The sequence below is a fragment of the Diaphorobacter sp. LI3 genome (genome assembly GCF_022807955.1).
Taxonomy (GTDB): domain Bacteria; phylum Pseudomonadota; class Gammaproteobacteria; order Burkholderiales; family Burkholderiaceae_C; genus Diaphorobacter; species Diaphorobacter nitroreducens.
Genome location: NZ_CP094346.1, coordinates 3455367 through 3472898 on the forward strand (window position 1 = coordinate 3455367; position 17532 = coordinate 3472898).

Here is a 17532-nt window from a genome sequence, read left to right on the forward strand (position 1 = left end):
CAAGAAGTTCAAGAGCCATGGATTATTATGGGCCGATGGTGCAATCTCTTCGTTTCAGGGCTGTCGCACTGGCATGTTGGGCTGCGGCGAGCATGCTGCCGGCCATGGCCCAGACGCCTGCCCAGTCCACCGTCCCCGCCCCTCCAGCCGAGCTGGAAGATACCGATGCGGCTGCCAGTGACGATGCAGCCGCCTTGAATGCCGAGCTGTTCTACGAATTGCTGCTGGGCGAGATGACCACCAGCCGGGGCGACCCCGGCACCGGTTATGCCCTGATGCTGGACGCTGCACGCCGCAGCGGCGACCCACAGTTGTACCGCCGCGCCACCGAGATCGCCCTGCAGTCGCGCTCGGGCGAATACGCCTTGATGGCCGCGCGAGCGTGGAAGGAGGCCCTGCCGCAGTCGCGCGATGCCAATCGCTACATGCTGCGCATCCTGGTCGCCCTCAATCGCATCGGCGATAGCGCCGAACCCTTGAAGCAGGAATTGAGCACCGCGCCGACGCGCGACAAGATATCCACCATCCGCGCGCTGCCTCAGCTCTATGGCCGTGCCAGCGACAAGGCACTGGCCGCGCAGGTGGTGCGCCAGGCCCTGCAGGCAGAACTGAACCACCCGGCCATCGGCCCCATTGCCTGGACCACCGTGGGGCGCATGGACCTGGCAGCCAGCGACAAGGCGGGCGCCCTGGAGGCGGCGAGCCAAGCCCATGCACAAGACCCCGCCGACGATGGCGCCGCCATGCTGGCGCTCGAGCTGCTCGCAGAGGGCGTCACGCAGGCGGAGCCGCTGCTCGCGGGTTACCTGGCCGGCAAGCCCCTGCCCGAAGTCCGCATGGCCTACGCACGCCTGCTGCTGGAGTCTCAGCGCCTGGCCGACGCACAGTTCCAGCTGGATGCAGTCAATCGCGAACAGGCCGACATGCCCGAAGCCTGGTTGTTGCAGGCGTCGCTACACCTGCAAGGCGGACGGCTGGAGCAGGCGGAGGAAGCACTGCGGCGTTTTACCGGCTTGCTCGAAGACCTGCCCGCCACGCCCCAACGCAAGCGCGCGCTCACCCAGGCATATCTGATGCACGCGCAAGTAGCGGAGAAGCGTGGCGACTACGCCGGGGCCGAAGGTTGGCTTTCGCGCATTGAAGATGCCGCCGAACTGCTCACGGCTCAAAGCCGCCGCGCTGCACTGCTCGCACGCCAGGGCAAATTGGAAGAGGCGCGCGCATTGATCCGCGCCGTGCCCGCAAGCACCCCGGATCAGGAACGCCTCAAGTTGCAGGCCGAAGCCCAGTTGCTGCGCGAAGCAAAACAATATGCACAGGCCTACACGGTCCTCGGCAAGGCCGTAGCGCTGGCGCCCGCGGACAACGACCTCGCCTACGACCAAGCCATGCTGGCGGAAAAGGCGGGCCGCCTCGACGACATGGAACGCCTCTTGCGCGCCATCATCGCCCGCCAACCCGACTACCACCACGCACTCAATGCCCTGGGTTTTTCCCTCGCAGAGCGGGGCGTGCGTCTGGAGGAAGCCAAGGCGCTCATCGTCAAAGCGCTTGAGTTTGCACCGAACGACCCGTTCATCACCGACAGTCTGGGCTGGGTGGAATTCCGCCTGGGCAACCGCCAGGAAGCGCTGACCATCCTGAAACGCGCCTACGAAACACAACCGGACGCAGAGATAGCAGCCCACATCGGCGAAGTTCTGTGGTCTCTGGGACAGCATGATCGCGCGCGTGACATCTGGCGCGAGGGCCTGCGTATCAACAAAGACAACGACACACTCAAGGGCACGCTCGACCGGCTGGGAGTGCGTCTGTGAGCCCGCCGCAACTGGCAGCTGACCACCGCCCTCTGCGCGGCCGGCTGGTGCTCGGGATCGTTGCAGCGGCAACCCTGGTCGCCTGCGCGCAGCCGCCACGCCCTGCGGATGCAAGCCCGGACTATTGGTCCGGCCGGCTGGCCGTTCAGGTGGAAGACGATGCAGGCCAATCCTTCAGTGCCGGTTTTGAATTGAAGGGCCACCCCTCTGCGGGAGAGCTCACTTTGATCAACCCGCTGGGCAACATCATCGCGCGTGTGGAATGGACTCCGCATCGCGCCGTGCTCGTCCAGGGGCAGGAACGCAGGGAGGCTGCCTCGCTGCAGACCCTGGTACATGACCTGACCGGCAGCGACCTACCCATTTACGCGCTTTTCAGCTGGCTGAAGGGCGAAGCCCTCCAGGTCGCCGGCTGGCGCACCAACCTCGATGCCCTGCAGCAGGGGCGCTTGTCGGCCACGCGCGAGCAGCCGCTGCCTCGCACTACGCTTCGCATTGTCTTGAGCCTCTGACCGCTTCCCATGCAAGCCCTGTACGACGTGCCGGCGCCGGCCAAACTGAACCTGTTTCTGCATGTCACGGGTCGCAGGCCCGATGGCTATCACCTGCTGCAGTCGGTCTTCATGTTGATCGATTGGTGCGATGTTCTGCATTTCGAGGTGCGCGGCAATGGGGCCGTCACACGTGAAGACCTTACCAGCGCCCTGCCTGCGGACGATCTGGTCGTGCGCGCCGCACGTGCGCTGCAAAAGGCCACCGGTTGCCCGCAAGGGGTACATATCGGCGTCTCTAAACACATCCCCGCACAAGCCGGCTTGGGTGGCGGATCTTCGGACGCGGCCAGCACGTTGCTGGCGCTCAACCGCCTGTGGAAGTTGAAACTGTCACGGCAGCAGTTGCACTCGATCGCCCTGACGCTGGGCGCCGATGTTCCGTTTTTTTTGTGCGGCGCAAGCGCCTGGGTCGAGGGAATTGGTGACATAATTCGCCCTCTTGAGTTGGAGCACCAACTTCCGCCTGCGGCTTTCGCGGTGGTCAAGCCCGAAGCGGGGCTGGATACGAGAATGATTTTTTCGCATCCCTCCCTTAAACGTGATTCGAGTTGTGCTACAATTTCAGGCTTTGCTGCAACACACTACCAATTTGGAAGTAATGACCTGCAGCCAGTCGCACAGGCCTTGTGCCCTGAGATCACGCAAGCCATCAATTGGCTTGAATCAAAAGGGTTGCAAGGACGCATGACAGGCTCTGGAAGTGCAGTGTTTGCACAAATCACACACGCTGTCGATCTGCACGATGCACCCGCTGCATGGCATGTCAAAGTGTGTGAAAATCTAAAGTCTCATCCGCTAGCGGATTGGGTTTTTGGATGAAAAGATACTGGGTGAGCTGACGCAAGACAGCTGACCTGCGTAGGGGAGTCGCCAAGTTGGTTAAGGCACCGGATTTTGATTCCGGCATGCGAGGGTTCGAGTCCTTCCTCCCCTGCCAAAGATTATTTCCCACACGGGATTTAAATTCAGACGGCTGAGTCGCTCATGCAAACCAATCCCCCCGACTTCGTGGTTTTCACGGGCAATGCCAACCCTGGATTGGCTGCCGAGATCGCTCAAAATCTTGGCACCACTCTCGGCGCCATTGATGTGGGCCGGTTCTCCGACGGCGAAGTCACCGTCGAAATCAAGCAAAACGTCCGCGCCCGCGATGTATTCGTGGTGCAGTCGACCTGCGCGCCGACCAACGAGAACCTGATGGAACTGCTGATCATGGTCGACGCGCTCAAGCGCGCCTCGGCCGAACGCATCAGCGCGGTGATTCCCTACTTTGGTTACGCTCGCCAGGACCGCCGTCCGCGTTCCACACGCGTTCCGATCTCCGCCAAGGTGGTGGCTAACATGCTGCAGGCAGTGGGCGTCGCCCGCGTGCTGACCATGGACCTGCATGCCGACCAGATCCAAGGTTTCTTCGACATTCCGGTGGACAACATCTACGCGTCGCCGGTGCTGCTGGGTGACCTGAACCAGAAGAAGTACGAGAACCTGATCGTGGTGAGCCCGGACGTGGGCGGCGTGGTGCGTGCACGCGCCCTGGCCAAGCAGCTCGGCACCGATCTGGCGATCATCGACAAGCGCCGCCCCAAGGCGAACGTGTCGGAAGTCATGCACGTGATCGGCGACATCGAAGGCCGCAACTGCGTGATCATGGACGACATGATCGACACCGCCGGCACGCTGGTGAAGGCCGCCGAAGTGCTCAAGGAACGCGGCGCCAAGAACGTTTACGCCTATTGCACGCATCCCATTTTCTCGGGCCCGGCCATCGAGCGCATCGCACAAGGCACGGCCCTCGATGAAGTGGTGGTGACCAACACGATCCCCCTGAGCGATGCCGCCAAGGGGTGTTCCAAGATTCGCCAGCTCTCCGTGGCGCCGCTGATCGCCGAAACGATCCAGCGCATTGCCAAGGGTGAGTCGGTGATGAGCCTGTTCTCCGACCAGGCTTGATGATCGCTCCGCCGCTGGCGGAGGTGTCACAGCCCCAAGCCTCCTTCGGGAGGCTTGCTTGTTCGGAGACAGCACGGGCCCATGCCATGGTGGCGTGCGGTCTTTATCAACAGGGCCAGGCTGGTCGCGGCCGGCCCCTTCAGGAGTTCAAACATGCAATTCGTCGCTTTTGAGCGCGCCAAGCAAGGTACGGGTGCGAGCCGCCGTCTGCGCATTTCGGGCAAGGCCCCCGGCATCGTCTATGGCGGCTCCGCCGAGCCCCAGCTGATCGAGATCGATCACAACGCCCTGTGGCACGCCCTCAAGAAGGAAGCGTTCCACTCCAGCATCCTGGACATGGAGCTGAACGGCCAAGTCACCAAGGTGCTGCTGCGTGACGTGCAGTACCACCCCTTCAAGCAGCAAGTGCTGCACGTGGACTTCCAACGCGTGGACGAGAAGACCCGCGTGCACCTGAAGGTGCCGCTGCACTTCGAAGGCGTCGAAGGCTCGCAGGCCGTGAAGGTGGAAGGTTGCACGGTGACCCCGCTGATCCATGAACTGGACGTGATGTGCATGCCCGCGCAACTGCCCGAGTTCATCAAGGTGGACCTGAGCGGCCTGACCTCCAAGTCCACCATGGGCCTGCAGTCCGTGAAGCTGCCCCACGGCGTGAAGGCCGTGGTGCGTGGTTCCAACAAGAACCCCGCCCTGGTGTCGATCAAGCTGCCCGAAGTGGTGGCCGACGCGACCGCAGCCGCAGCACCCGCAGCCGCACCCGCCAAGAAGGGCAAGAAGTAAGCACTTCTGCCGGGCCGTCGCCCTCAGGGGCGGCCTCTTGCGTCTCAACGGCCCACCTCGCGTGGGCCGTTGGCGTTTTGTGGCCCCCTGCAAGCGCACGTCGCGCCGCTTCAGGCGCGCCGGATAATCGCAACATGATCAAACTGTTTGTGGGCCTGGGCAACCCCGGCCCGGAGTACGAGGCCACACGCCACAACGCGGGGTTCTGGTGGATCGACGCGCTGGCGCGCGAACTCAAGGTCACCCTGGTCCCCGAGCGCAGCTACCACGGCCTGGTCGCGCGCGCCAGCGTTGCCGGCCATAGCGTCTGGCTGCTGCAGCCGCAGACCTTCATGAACCTCTCAGGCAAGTCGGTGGCGGCCCTTGCGCGCTTCTTCAAGATCCCGCCGGAGGAAATCCTCGTCGCACACGACGAATTGGACATTCCGCCCGGACAGGCCAAGCTCAAGCGCGGCGGCAGCCACGCAGGCCACAACGGGCTGCGTGACATCCACGCGCAACTGGGCACCAGCGACTACTGGCGGCTGCGCATCGGCATCGGCCACCCCGGCGTGAAGGCGGAGGTGGTGAACTGGGTGCTCAAGAAGCCCGCGCCCGACCAGCGCACGCTGATCGAGGACAGCATCCTTCATTCGCTCAAGGCCTACCCTGCCCTGCTGGCCGGCGACATGGACAAGGCCACGCTTCTCGTGCACACCACCAAGCCGCCCCGCCCCAAGGCCACACGCCCCGCCCAGGCGCAGGCCGCACCACAAGCGGGCGCAGATTAACTATTGTTTTGATAGCTGGTAGCGCTTACCAGATAAGCGCTAGCGGCCCAAAAGCCTCCAAGTTCAAGCCACTTTCGGTGGCTTCAGGCGCTGGAACTTCTGCCACAGCGTCTCGCGGCTTTCCTGGTGGGCCGGGTTGACCGGAATGCAGGCCACGGGACAGATGGCCACGCACTGGGGCTCATCGAAATGGCCCACGCATTCGGTGCACTTGGAGGGCTCGATCTCGTAATGCTCCTGGCCCAGGAAGATGGCCTCGTTGGGGCATTCGGGCTCGCACACGTCGCAGTTGATGCACTCGTCCGTGATCATCAACGCCATGGCGCAACTCCCTTGCGGCACATGGCGCAATGCGGTGACAGGCGGGCGGTGAACAGCATCCTGCAATTATCCGCCCACCCCTGTGCCCCCGTGGGGATGGCCGCCATGCGCCCGCGGTTTTTGTCCTATGCTCGGCCCACCACCGCCCCGGCCGCGCGCCGCGGCCTTCCCTCCCATGGCCCTGTTCTTCCTCCAACGCCTCGCCACTTTGATCGCCACGCTGCTGGGCGCGTCGGCCGTGGTGTTCGTGGTGCTGGAGGTCCTGCCGGGCAACGCGGCCGAAGTGCTGCTGGGGCCTGACGCCGCACCCGAGGCCGTGGCCGAGCTCGCCGCCCGGCTGGGCCTGGACCAACCCGCGCTCGTGCGTTATGGGCAGTGGCTGGGTGGACTGCTCACGGGCCAGTTAGGGGACAGCCATGCCTACAGCGCGCCCGTGGCCGACCTGATCGGCGAGCGCCTGGCGCTGACCATTCCGCTGGCCCTGCTGTCCATGCTGCTGACCACCGCGCTGGCGCTGGCCGCTGGCGTGTATGCGGCATCGCGCCACAACCGCCTGGGCGACTGGGGGGTGATGGGGCTGGCACAACTGGGCATCGCCATTCCCAACTTCTGGTTTGCCATCCTGCTGATCCTGCTGTTTTCGGTACAGCTGCAATGGTTCTCGGCCGGGGGCTTTCCCGGCTGGAGCGCCGAAGCCGGCGGCGGCGTGCTGCCCGCGCTGCAGGCCCTGCTGCTGCCCGCCGTGGCCCTGGCCGTGGTGCAGGCCGCCATCCTGGCGCGCATCACGCGCTCCGCCGTGCTGGACGTGCTGCGCGAAGACTTCGTGCGCACGGCGCGCGCCAAGGGGCTCTCGCAACGCGCGGCGCTGTGGGGCCATGTGCTGCGCAACGCCATGATCCCCGTGGTGACGGTGATGGGCCTGCAGTTCGCCAACCTGCTGGCCGGCACCATCGTGGTGGAGAACGTGTTCTACCTGCCCGGGCTGGGCCGGCTGATCTTCCAGTCCATCGCCAACCGCGACCTGGTGGTGGTGCGCAACTGCGTGATGCTGCTGGCGGCCATGGTGGTGGTGGTGAACTTCGTGGTGGACCTGCTGTACGCGGCCATCGACCCGCGCGTAAAGGCCCGCGGTCTATGAGCGCGCTGCCGACCTTCCCCGCGCCCAGCCCCCACACGCCGGCGTTCTGGCGCCGTGCGCTGCGCCACCCCAGCTGCGCGATCGGTGCCGTGCTCACGCTGGCGCTGGTGCTCTCCGCCCTGCTCTCCTTCGTCTGGACGCCATGGCCGCCTTATGAGATGGCGATGGATGCCGCCCTGCAGCCCCCCGGCGCGCAGCACTGGCTGGGCACCGACGCCTACGGGCGCGACGTGGCCTCGCAGCTGCTCGTGGGCGCGCGCGCGTCCATCGCGGTGGGCGTGATTGCCGTGGGCATCGGCCTGGCGCTGGGCGCCGCGCTGGGGCTGCTGGCAGCGGCGCGCGGCGGCTGGGTGGAGGAAGCCGTCATGCGCCTGGCGGACTTCACCTTCGCGTTCCCCGCGCTGCTGCTGGCCATCATGCTCACGGCCGTTTTCGGCCCCGGCATGGTGAACGCCATCATCGCCATCGGCATCTTCTACATACCGACTTTTGCCCGTGTCACGCGCGCATCGGCCAAGGCGGTGTGGGCGCGTGAATACATCCTGGCGGCGCGCGCCTGCGGCAAGGGCCCATGGCGCATCACCTTCGAGCATGTGCTGCCCAACATCGCTTCGGTGCTCATCGTGCAGGCCACGATCCAGTTCGCGCTGGCGATCCTCGCCGAGGCCGCGCTTTCGTACCTGGGCCTGGGCACGCAGCCCCCGCAACCGTCGTGGGGACGCATGCTGGCCGAGGCCCAGACCCTCATGTTCCAGGCGCCGCTGCTGGCCGTGTGGCCGGGCCTGGCGATTGCGCTGGCGGTGCTGGGCCTGAACCTGCTGGGCGACGGGCTGCGCGACCTGCTGGACCCCCGACTGTCCCGCCAGCGATGACACCAGCGCACGCACCTCCCTCCCCTGCGCCATTGCTGGACGTGCAGCAACTGGCCATCACGCTGCGCACGCCGCGCGGCCCGGTGCGCGCCGTGCATGACGTGGACTTCGCCCTGCAGCCCGGCGCCACGCTGGGGCTGATCGGCGAATCGGGCTGCGGCAAGTCCCTTACCGCGCTCGCGCTCATGGGCCTGCTGCCTGAAGGCACGCGCGTGCAGGGCCGCATCCGCCTGGACGGGCAGGAACTGCTGCCGATGACCGAGCCCCAGTGGTGCCGGCTGCGCGGCGACCGCATCGGCATGGTGTTCCAGGAACCCATGACCGCGCTCAACCCCGTGCACACCATCGGGCGGCAGGTGGCCGAGCCGCTGCGCCTGCACCGCGGCCTGTCCGCCCGGCAGGCGCGCGCCGAGGCCGTTGCGTTGCTGGAACGTGTGGGCATCGCGCAGGCCGCGCAGCGGCTGGACGCCTACCCGCACCAGTTCTCGGGCGGGCAGCGCCAGCGCATCACCATCGCCATGGCGCTGGCCTGCGGGCCGCAGCTCCTGATTGCCGACGAGCCCACCACGGCGCTGGACGTGACGCTGCAACGCCAGATCCTGGAGTTGATCCAGGGTCTGGTGGCCGAGCGCGGCATGGCGCTGATCCTCATCTCGCACGACCTGGGCGTGATCGCGCAGAACGTGCAGCGCACGCTGGTGATGTATGGCGGCACGGTGGTCGAGGCCGGCCCCACGCGCGAAGTCTTCCGCACGCAGGCCCATCCCTACACCCGCGGCCTGTTCGCCGCACGCCCGCAGTGGGGCTCCGCACGGGTGCCCGGTGCACGCCTGCCCACGATCGCTGGCACCGTGCCCGACCTGGCCGATCTGCCGCCGGGTTGCCCCTTCGCCGGACGCTGCCCGCTCACCGTGCCCGACTGCCACGCCGCCCTGCCGCCCGCCACGGCGCTGGGCCCGGGCCACATGGCGCGCTGCATACGGCTGGGGGAGAGCGCGTGAACACTATCAATTCAATAGCTGCCGGCGCTTTCCCTACAAGCGCTACAGGCCATTTTGACGCGAATGCACCCCTTTTGCGCGTACGCGGCCTGCAGCGGGACTATCCGCTGCCCCGCACACGGCCGTGGGGGCCGCGCGCGCAGGTGCAGGCGCTGCGGGGTGTGGACCTGGACATCACCACCGGCCGCAGCCTGGGTGTGGTGGGTGAATCGGGCTCGGGCAAGTCCACGCTGGCGCGCCTGGTGATGGCGCTGGACACGCCCAGCGCCGGCAGCGTGCACCTGCTGGGGCGCGACCTGCACCGGTTGCCCGTGCACGCGCTGCGCGCCGCACGGCGCGACTTCCAGATGGTGTTCCAGGACCCCTACGGCTCGCTGGACCCGCGCCAGACGGTGGAGCGCATCGTCACCGAGCCGCTGCAGGCCCTGGGAAGCGCCACACGCGCCGAACTGCGCGAGCAGGCTGCCGCCGTGCTGCAGCAGGTGGGCCTGCGCGCGGGCGATGCGCACAAGTACCCGCACGAATTCTCGGGCGGCCAGCGCCAGCGCATCGCCATCGCGCGCGCGCTCATCACGCGGCCGCGCCTCATCGTGGCCGACGAGCCCGTGAGCGCGCTGGACGTGTCCGTGCAGGCCCAGGTGCTGAACCTGCTGCAGGACCTGCAGGAGCGCCTGGGCGTCACCTACCTGCTCATCAGCCACGACCTGGCCGTGGTGCAGCACCTGTGCGACGAGGTGCTGGTGCTGTACGCGGGGCGCGTGGTGGAGCGCGGCGCGCCGCACACACTGTTCAGCACGCCGCAACACCCCTACACGCAGGCGCTGGTGGCCGCGGTGCCGCGCATCGCGCTCTAGCCGCACGGCGCCAGCGCGCCACGCCCGGCCGCGCCCTGTAGTAAAAAGCAGAGCACAGCCCGCCGCACGCATTCCACCCGTCCAAGGAGATCCCGCCCATGTTCACCCGCCGCACCGCCCTCGCCTCCGGCGCCCTGGCCACCGCCGCGCTGGCCACGCCGCTGCACGCGCTGGCGCAGGGCAAGAAGGACGCCGTGACCCTGGCCCTGGCCCTGGAGCCGCCGGGGCTGGACCCCACGGCCGGCGCGGCGTCCTCGATTGCCGAGGTCACGCTCTACAACATTTACGAGACGCTCACCAAGATCAACCCGGACGGCAGCGTCTCGCCGCTGCTGGCCGAGAGCTGGGAGGTCTCGCCCGACCTCAAGACCTACACCTTCCGCCTGCGCAAGGGCGTCACGTTTCACAACGGCGAGCCGCTCAATGCCGCGGCCGTGAAGTTCTCCTTCGACCGCGCGGGCGGCGACAAGAGCACCAACAAGGACAAGCGCAGCTTTGCCAACCTGAGCACGCAGGCGGTGGACGAGTACACCGTGGTGGTGCTCAACAAGGACATCGACCCCGACCTGCTGTTCGTGCTGGGCCAGGCCACGGCCATCATCGTGGAACCCAAGAGCGCCGCCACCAACGCCACCAAGCCTGTGGGCACGGGGCCCTACAAGCTCGCCGGCTGGAGCCGCGGCGCCTCCATCACGCTGGCCGCATGGCCGGGGTGGCGCCAGCCGTCCAGCATCCGCATCCGCCGCGCCACGTTCCGCTTCATTCCCGATGCGGCGGCGCAGGTGGCCGCGCTGCTGGCGGGCGACGTGGACGCCTTCCCGCGCGTCACGCCGCGCAGCATGGCGCAGTTCAAGAACAACCCGCGCTTTCAGGTAGTGGTGAGCGGCTCGCGCGCCAAGACCATCCTCGCGATCAATAACGCGCGCAAGCCCTTGAACGACGTGCGCGTGCGCCGCGCCATCGCCGCCGCGATCGACCGCAAGGCCATCATCCAGGGCGCGGCCGACGGCCTGGGCGTGCCCATCGGCAGCCACTACGTGCCCGGCGCCTTCGGCTACGTGGACACCACGGGCATCAACCCGCATGACGTGGAGAAGGCCAAGCGCCTGCTGGCCGAGGCCGGCGTGAAGACACCCCTCACCCTCACCATGACGCTGCCGCCGGCGCCCTACGCACGCCAGGGCGGAGAGCTGATTGCCTCACAGCTCGCCAAGGTGGGCATCGTTGCCAAGCTGCAGAACGTGGAGTGGGCCCAATGGCTCAGCGGCACCTACGGCAACAAGAACTACGACCTGACGCTGATCTCGCACGTGGAGCCTTTCGACCTGGGCAATTTCGCCAAGCCGGACTACTACTGGGGCTACCACTCCGAACAGTTCGACGCGCTGTACGAGAAGATCCAGAACGCCGCGCGCCCCGCCGACCGCGCCCGCCTGCTGGGCGACGCGCAGCGCCTGCTGGCCGAGGACGCGGTGCACGCCTTCCTGTACCAGCCGCAATGGGTCACCGTGGCCCACAAGCAATTGCGCGGTCTGTGGAAGGACATGCCGGTGTTCGTCAACGACCTGTCGGCATTGCACTGGGCATAAGGAGCTGGCGCGTGGTAGCGCCAGCCCCCTCGGCACGGCCACTTCCGCCCGGGTGGAACAGCCGTTCTCTCCACACCGCCTCCGCGATGACACAAGGATCGCCATGACGCAATTGCACGAGCTGTCCGCCAGCGAACTGCTCGCCGGCTACCGCAGCCGCCAGATCTCTCCGGTGGACGCGTTGCTCGACGTGCTCAGCCATGTCGCGCGGTGGGAGCCCCACCTGCAGGCCACCTACCTGCTGCGCCCCGAGGCTGCGCTGGCCCAGGCCCGCCAGAGCGAGGCCCGCTGGCTGCGCGGCGCCCCCTGCGGCCCGCTGGACGGCGTGCCCGCCACCCTCAAGGACAACATCGCCACGCAGGGCGATCCCACACCGCTGGGCACCGCGGCGCTCCCCCTGGTGCCCGCCGCGGCCGACGCACCGCCTGCGGCCCGTCTGCGCGAGGCGGGCGCCGTACTGCTGGCCAAGACCACCATGCCCGACTACGGCATGCTGTCCTCGGGGCTGTCGAGCTTTCATCCGCTGGCGCGCAACCCCTGGGACCTGTCCAAGGGCCCGGGCGGCTCCAGCGCCGGCGCGGGCGCGGCGGCAGCGGCCGGCTACGGGCCGCTGCACGTGGGCACGGACATCGGCGGCTCGCTGCGCCTGCCGGCCAGCTGGTGCGGCATCTTCACGCTCAAGCCCAGCCTGGGCCGCATTCCCATCGATCCGCCCTACACCGGCCGCGCGGCCGGCCCCATGACGCGCGGCGTGGAGGACGCCGCGCTGATGATGCAGGTGCTGTCGCAGCCCGACGCGCGCGACAGCATGAGCCTGCCAGCACAGCCCATCGACTGGCGGCAGCTTGCACCCGGCGTGCAGCGCCTGCGCGGCCTGCGCCTGGGGCTGCTGCTGGACGCGGGCTGCGGCCTGGCTACCGATCCCGAGGTGCGCGCCGCCGTGCAGGCCGCCGCGCAGCGCCTGGCCGACGCGGGCGCCATCGTCGAGCCCATGGAGCCGTTCCTCACGCGCGCCATGCTGGACGGCATGGACCACTTCTGGCGCATGCGCTCGCACATGGACATGCGCACGCTCACCGTCGAGCAGCGGGGCAAGGTGCTGCCCTACATCCGCACCTGGGCGGATAGCGCCGCCACGCTCAACGCGGCCCAGGTGTACGAGGCCAGCCAGCAGTCCCACGCCACGCGCGTAGCCACGGTGCGCGCCTGCGCGGGGTACGACTACGTGCTTTCGCCCGTGGCGCCCATCACCGCCTTCGCGGCCGAGCTGCCCTCGCCCACCGACGACCCGCTGCGGCCGCTGGAGCACATTGCCTTCACCGTGCCGTTCAACATGTCGGAGCAGCCGGCCGCGTCGGTCAACTGCGGCTACAGCGCCAGCGGCCTGCCCATCGGGCTGCAGATTGCCGGACAGCGCTTTGACGACCTGGGCGTACTGCAACTGGCCCACGCCTTCGAGCAGTTGCGCGGCGCGCAGCGGCCCTGGCCCGCGCCGCCCGCGCCTTGAAGGCACAAGCCAAAATGGCCTCCAGCGCTTGATAGACAAGCGCTAGCAGCTATAAAAAGTGGAGTATCAGCGCTCGGCTGTGGCCAGCCGCACGGCCAAGCCCAGGAACACCAGGCCCGCCACGCGGTTGAGCATGCGCTGCGCGCGCGCCGAGCGCTGCAGCAGCGCGCCGAACGCCCCGCTGAAGCATGCGATGGCCCCGAACACCAGGAACGTGGCCAGCATGAACACCACCCCCAGCACCAGGATCTGCCGCGCCATGCCGCCGCGCGCGGGGTCGGCAAACTGCGGCAGGAAGGCCAGGAAGAAGATCAGCACCTTGGGGTTGGTCAGGTTCATCACCACACCGCGCCCCACCATGCGCAGTGCACCACCGGGCACGCGGGAGCCCGGCGCCATCGCCGCGCCCGTGGCGGGCGCCTCCTCGGGCACGCTGGCCGGCGCCCGCAACGCCCCCCAGGCCAGATAGGCCAAATAGGCGGCGCCGCAGAACTTGAGCACCGTGAACGCCACGGCCGACGCGGCAAACACGGCCGCCAGTCCCAGCGCCACGGCCGTGGTGTGCCCCACCAGCCCCAGGCACAGCCCCAGCACCACGCACATGCCCGCGCGCCAGCCGCGCTGGGCCGACTGCAGCAGCACGAACAGGTTGTCGGGCCCCGGCGTAAGCGCCAGCAGCACGGAAACACCAAAGAACGCGACAAGGGTTTCGATCGAAGGCATGGGACGGTCTGAGGGTGGGACGGAGAACCGCCGGAGCGGCGGCGCACCATTCTGCACCGCGCACACGGCGCCCGCGTGCGCAGGCACGACAATCGACGGTTTCGCCCGCTTTTCACGGACTTGTCTGCCATGGACCTTTTATTCGTGGTGGCCCTCGCGGCCACCGGCGCCTACATGCTCAACACCCAGCAGCAGCGCCGGCGCATCGTGCTGCTGGCGCAGCATCTGCAGCCCTACCAGATCGAACGGCTCATGGAGACACTGACCCAGGGCTACCTGCGCGCCATGGGCGAACAGGATCCCGAGCGCCGCCAGCAGGTGCTGAACCTGCTGGCCAGCAGCGAGGCACAGTTGAGCGAACAGTTTGAGCGCTTTGCGGCGGACTTCCGCCGCGTGCCCGCACCGCTGGCGCGCGCGAGCCGCCTGGCGCTGGGCCTGCCGTTTGCCACGCAGTTGCTGCCCGCCGCCACCTTCGACATGCGCGAGGCCATTGACGTGCACGCGCGCGGCATCGCCCGCGTGGCACGCAACGACGCCGGCCTGTCGCCGCGCGACAAGGCCTTCACCATGACGGCCGAGCTGCTGCTGATGCAGCACACCTGCCACTGGTTCTGCAAGTCCAAGACCGTGGCATCGGCCCGCACGCTGGCGCGCCACCAGACGCCGCACGCCCAGCTAGTGGCTGCGGTTTCGCCGGAAACGCGCGCCGCCTACCTCGCCCTGACCGGCCCCGCGCGCTGAAGCGCGACGGGCGCGGCAACTCGCGCCCCCGTCCTACCCTGCCGGCGCCGGCGCCCGGTTCCAATCAGCCAGCCCATGAATACCCTCCCCACCGACAACGATCCCGTCCAGGCCTGGATGGCGCTGGGCGTGCAAAGCGCCATCCTTGCGCGCACCATGCCCGCCGTGCGGCACGACCTGGCGGGGCCGCTGTCGGCCATGCGCATGGCGGCCACCGTGCTCAAACGCCGGCTCGGTACGGGCGAGTTGCCGCCCGCACAGGCAGTGGAGCGGGTGGAGCAGTTCGAAGGCCACCTGACCCGCCTGGCCGACAGTGCCAAGCGCCTGCGCCATTGGGACCTGCCCGCGCAGGACAGCGCTCAGCCCCTGGCGGCCGTGGCCGCCCAGGCGGTTCAGCTGGCCCGGCCGCTGCTGGCCATGCGCGGCACCGACCTGCAAACGCCCGGCCCGTTGCCCGAGACGCCCGTCGCGGCACACACCACCCTGTGCCTGCTGCTGGGCGCCCTCTATCACCTGGCGGAAACGGGCTCCCCGCCTCCCGCACGCATCACGCTGCAGGCCGTGCAAGGCCGCAGCGGCCTGCGGGTGCAGGCGGACGGACAGGCGGACGCCGGCCTGGCGGCATTCGCCTCCCAGCCAGTCCCGCCACTGGATGCCGCTGCGCTGCTCTGCCTGGCGCGGCATGGCGGCGCGCATGTGCAATGCGGCGCAGGCTGGGTGGAGCTGGACGCGGCACCTGCTCCACCAGACGTTACGCCGTGACGATCCAGCCCTCCAGCGGGTCCATGTCGGGCGGCAGGCCGTAGCGCAGGTCGCCCTGCTGCCGGCAGCGCCATGCCCATGCGGCCTGCAGCAGGCACAGCACCGCATCCAGGCGGTCGCCGCTACCATCGTCCAGCAGTGCCGTGCGCTGCGCGGCATCCACTGTCAGGCGCAGGCCCAGGCGGGTGTCGCCGCACTCCAGGCGGCGCAGCAGTTCCGTGCGCGCCGCGTGCCGGTCGGCCGTCTGGCGCGCACGCGCGTCGCTCTTGTAGCTGCACCGCCCGATCAGCTCGCGCGCCAGCAGGCCGGGGTAGGCCTCCAGCGCCACGCGCCGCGGGTCCCCGGCATGCAGGCCAGGCAGGTGCACGCCGGCCTCCAGCAGCAGCGGCACGCCCGCATGCAGCATGTAGGCCACGGGTGGGTTCACCCATTTCATCGACGGGCTGGAGCCCGCGGGACGGTCCGTGGCGCGGTGGGCCAGCTTGGCGCCGGCAGGGCGCGCGGCGCAGAACGCGGCAAAGGTTTCACGCACTTGCGCGCGCGTGAGGCCGCGGTAGTGCGCGATGCTGGTCGCCCATTCGAGCGGCCAGCCGAGTCCGGTGAGCAGTTCGCGGGGCAGGCCGAAGGGCAGATCGAAGCCGCCCACCCATGCGCGCGGCGCGGCCAGCCATCGGCCGAAGGCGGCGAGCGTATCCAGCGGCTGCAGGTCTTGCAGCACCACGCTGCCGCCCTGCAGCGCGCCCAGCGCCAGCACGATGGGCTTGCGCCGACTGGGACTGCTGGAAAAATCGCACCCTACCAGCAGCATTGCAGCCAGAGCCTGTTCACACTATTTTTGCCAGTGCGAAGGGCGTGAAAACCGCGCCAATCTAGGCGCGTGACGACGCCAAGGCCGGGGCCTTGGCTAGGAGGGCAAGGACGCGTGGCGCGGTTCTCACTCCGGTCCCTTCGGGTTGCGATCAAAACGGGACATTCGCGGCGTTGCCAAGCCGCGCTGGGGTCACACCCCAGCTTCGTTTGGCGCCTTGCGCCTGGCCCCTTTTGATCGCAACGCATCTGGCAAAAACAGTGTGAACAGTCCCTAGCCCAGCGCCAGCGCCACCACGCCGGCGGCAATCAGCAGCGCCCCCGCCAAGCGCGCGGCGCGGTCGCCCTCGTCCAGCAGGTGCCCGCCGATGAGCGCCGCGAACAGCATGGAGACCTCGCGCGCCGGCGCCACGTGGGCCATGGGCGCCTCCTGCATGGCAAACAGCACCAGCACGTAGGCGATCGGGCTCACCACGGCCACCAGCAGCGCAAAGCGCCACTGCCCGGCCCACAGGCGCGCCGTCTCGGCGCGGTTGCGCAGGGCCACGGGGGCGAGCACTGCCACGCGCACGAAGTTGCCCATGTAGTCCACCAGCACGGGCGACAGCAGCATGGCCTTGACGGCGTAGCCGTCCACCACGGTATAGCTGGCGATGAAGATGCCGGTCAGCACGCCATAGCGCAGGCCCGCGCGCACACGCAGGCGCGCCTGGGGGTCGTGCGCCGCGCGCAACAGCCCGGGGCCGCCCGCAATCAGGAAGACGCCGCCCACCACCGCCACGATGCCCAGCACGCCCCAGGCGGACAGCCGCTCGCCCAGCAGCGTGACGGCCACCAGCGCGGTCAGCAGCGGCCCCGTGCCCCGCGCCAGGGGGTAGACCACGGTGAGGTCGGCCTTGCGGTAGCCGCGCAGCAGGATCACGTAGTACAGCACGTGCAGCACGCCGCTCAGGGCCACGATGGCCCACTCGCGCGCGCCCCACAGCGGCACGGCGTCGCGCCCAAGCCACCAGCCCAGCGGTGCCCACACCAGCATCATGAGCACCGAGGTGAAGAAGGCGAAACGCGCATCGCCGCCGGCCTTCTTGGCGGCGATGTTCCAGCCGGCGTGGATCAGGCCGGCGAGGAGGATGAGTGCGAAGGCGTTGAGCGACATGAAGGGCCCGCCGCCGCAGCGCCTCGCGGCCGGCTGCGGCGTTCAGGAGGTGGTCGGCGGCATCAGTGCGCCACGGCGGCACCGGCATGCGCCAGACGGGAGCCGCCCGGCAAGCGCCTGGACCGGCCCCACCGCCCCGCCATACTGACGGCGCCCCCGTCCCGCACGTCGCGCGGGAGTCGGGGACAGC

General features: G+C 68.5%; 18 protein-coding genes and 1 tRNA gene. 15 read left to right on the top strand and 4 right to left on the bottom strand.

The window, feature by feature from the left end; translation table 11 throughout:
* Positions 1–17: 17 nt before the first annotated feature.
* The 7 genes from MRB47_RS16140 to pth all read left to right on the top strand — a co-directional run bounded on the left by MRB47_RS16140 (position 18) and on the right by pth (position 5871).
* Positions 18–1817 (top strand): tetratricopeptide repeat protein, encoded by a 1800-nt coding sequence (locus MRB47_RS16140; protein WP_135148466.1) that lies wholly within the window; start codon positions 18–20, stop codon positions 1815–1817.
* The gene (locus MRB47_RS16145; RefSeq protein ID WP_252101198.1) at positions 1814–2329 is read left to right on the top strand and encodes an outer membrane lipoprotein LolB; all 516 of its coding nucleotides are present in this window, start codon (positions 1814–1816) and stop codon (positions 2327–2329) included. Before MRB47_RS16140 ends, MRB47_RS16145 begins: the two co-directional genes overlap by 4 nt.
* 9 nt (positions 2330–2338) lie before the next feature.
* Positions 2339–3190 (top strand): 4-(cytidine 5'-diphospho)-2-C-methyl-D-erythritol kinase, encoded by an 852-nt coding sequence (gene ispE / locus MRB47_RS16150; protein ID WP_088887505.1) that lies wholly within the window; start codon positions 2339–2341, stop codon positions 3188–3190.
* A 41-nt stretch (positions 3191–3231) separates the two neighbouring features.
* Positions 3232–3308, top strand: a tRNA-Gln gene (locus MRB47_RS16155).
* 47 nt (positions 3309–3355) lie between these two features.
* Positions 3356–4321 (top strand): ribose-phosphate pyrophosphokinase, encoded by a 966-nt coding sequence (locus MRB47_RS16160; RefSeq protein ID WP_011804339.1) that lies wholly within the window; start codon positions 3356–3358, stop codon positions 4319–4321.
* A 153-nt stretch (positions 4322–4474) separates the two neighbouring features.
* Positions 4475–5101 carry a 50S ribosomal protein L25/general stress protein Ctc gene (locus tag MRB47_RS16165; RefSeq protein WP_011804338.1) on the top strand — a complete coding sequence of 209 codons (627 nt, stop codon included), beginning with the start codon at positions 4475–4477 and terminating at the stop codon, positions 5099–5101.
* A 134-nt stretch (positions 5102–5235) separates the two neighbouring features.
* Entirely contained in the window at positions 5236–5871 is a 636-nt protein-coding gene (pth, locus tag MRB47_RS16170; RefSeq protein ID WP_012655794.1) for an aminoacyl-tRNA hydrolase, read from the top strand.
* Between the two features lie 63 nt (positions 5872–5934).
* Here the strand turns inward: pth and MRB47_RS16175 are convergent, their stop codons facing one another.
* Positions 5935–6192, bottom strand: coding sequence for a YfhL family 4Fe-4S dicluster ferredoxin (locus tag MRB47_RS16175; protein WP_012655793.1), 258 nt, complete (start codon positions 6190–6192; stop codon positions 5935–5937).
* A 175-nt stretch (positions 6193–6367) separates the two neighbouring features.
* On the opposite strand from MRB47_RS16175, the gene MRB47_RS16180 reads away from it, so the two are divergent.
* From MRB47_RS16180 to MRB47_RS16205, 6 genes are all read left to right on the top strand, one after another.
* Positions 6368–7330: an ABC transporter permease gene (locus tag MRB47_RS16180; protein ID WP_252101199.1), complete on the top strand. Its 963-nt coding sequence runs from the start codon at positions 6368–6370 to the stop codon at positions 7328–7330.
* Positions 7327–8202: an ABC transporter permease gene (locus MRB47_RS16185; protein WP_252101200.1), complete on the top strand. Its 876-nt coding sequence runs from the start codon at positions 7327–7329 to the stop codon at positions 8200–8202. Before MRB47_RS16180 ends, MRB47_RS16185 begins: the two co-directional genes overlap by 4 nt.
* Positions 8199–9203 (top strand): ABC transporter ATP-binding protein, encoded by a 1005-nt coding sequence (locus MRB47_RS16190; RefSeq protein ID WP_252101201.1) that lies wholly within the window; start codon positions 8199–8201, stop codon positions 9201–9203. The genes MRB47_RS16185 and MRB47_RS16190 overlap by 4 nt, the downstream gene beginning before the upstream one ends.
* Entirely contained in the window at positions 9200–10057 is an 858-nt protein-coding gene (locus tag MRB47_RS16195; protein WP_411275706.1) for an ATP-binding cassette domain-containing protein, read from the top strand. The genes MRB47_RS16190 and MRB47_RS16195 overlap by 4 nt, the downstream gene beginning before the upstream one ends.
* A gap of 98 nt (positions 10058–10155) precedes the next feature.
* Positions 10156–11646, top strand: coding sequence for an ABC transporter substrate-binding protein (locus tag MRB47_RS16200; RefSeq protein ID WP_088887509.1), 1491 nt, complete (start codon positions 10156–10158; stop codon positions 11644–11646).
* 103 nt (positions 11647–11749) lie between these two features.
* Positions 11750–13153 carry an amidase gene (locus tag MRB47_RS16205; RefSeq protein WP_252101202.1) on the top strand — a complete coding sequence of 468 codons (1404 nt, stop codon included), beginning with the start codon at positions 11750–11752 and terminating at the stop codon, positions 13151–13153.
* Between the two features lie 66 nt (positions 13154–13219).
* Here MRB47_RS16205 and MRB47_RS16210 read toward each other — a convergent pair whose 3' ends face one another.
* On the bottom strand, positions 13220–13876 hold the full coding sequence (locus MRB47_RS16210) for a LysE family translocator (RefSeq protein WP_252101203.1): 657 nt from the start codon (positions 13874–13876) through the stop codon (positions 13220–13222).
* Positions 13877–14005: 129 nt separating this feature from the next.
* Here MRB47_RS16210 and MRB47_RS16215 point away from each other — a divergent pair, with 129 nt between their 5' ends.
* Positions 14006–14617, top strand: a complete 612-nt coding sequence (locus tag MRB47_RS16215) for a hypothetical protein (protein WP_252101204.1) — start codon at positions 14006–14008, stop codon at positions 14615–14617.
* Positions 14618–14692: 75 nt separating this feature from the next.
* Positions 14693–15379 carry a hypothetical protein gene (locus MRB47_RS16220; RefSeq protein WP_252101205.1) on the top strand — a complete coding sequence of 229 codons (687 nt, stop codon included), beginning with the start codon at positions 14693–14695 and terminating at the stop codon, positions 15377–15379.
* On the opposite strand, the gene MRB47_RS16225 is transcribed toward MRB47_RS16220, so the two are convergent.
* Together MRB47_RS16225 and MRB47_RS16230 are read right to left on the bottom strand one after the other, a co-directional pair.
* Positions 15369–16187, bottom strand: coding sequence for a DUF429 domain-containing protein (locus MRB47_RS16225; protein WP_252101206.1), 819 nt, complete (start codon positions 16185–16187; stop codon positions 15369–15371). The genes MRB47_RS16220 and MRB47_RS16225 overlap by 11 nt on opposite strands.
* A gap of 273 nt (positions 16188–16460) precedes the next feature.
* Positions 16461–17342 carry an EamA family transporter gene (locus MRB47_RS16230; protein WP_012655785.1) on the bottom strand — a complete coding sequence of 294 codons (882 nt, stop codon included), beginning with the start codon at positions 17340–17342 and terminating at the stop codon, positions 16461–16463.
* Positions 17343–17532: the final 190 nt, after the last annotated feature.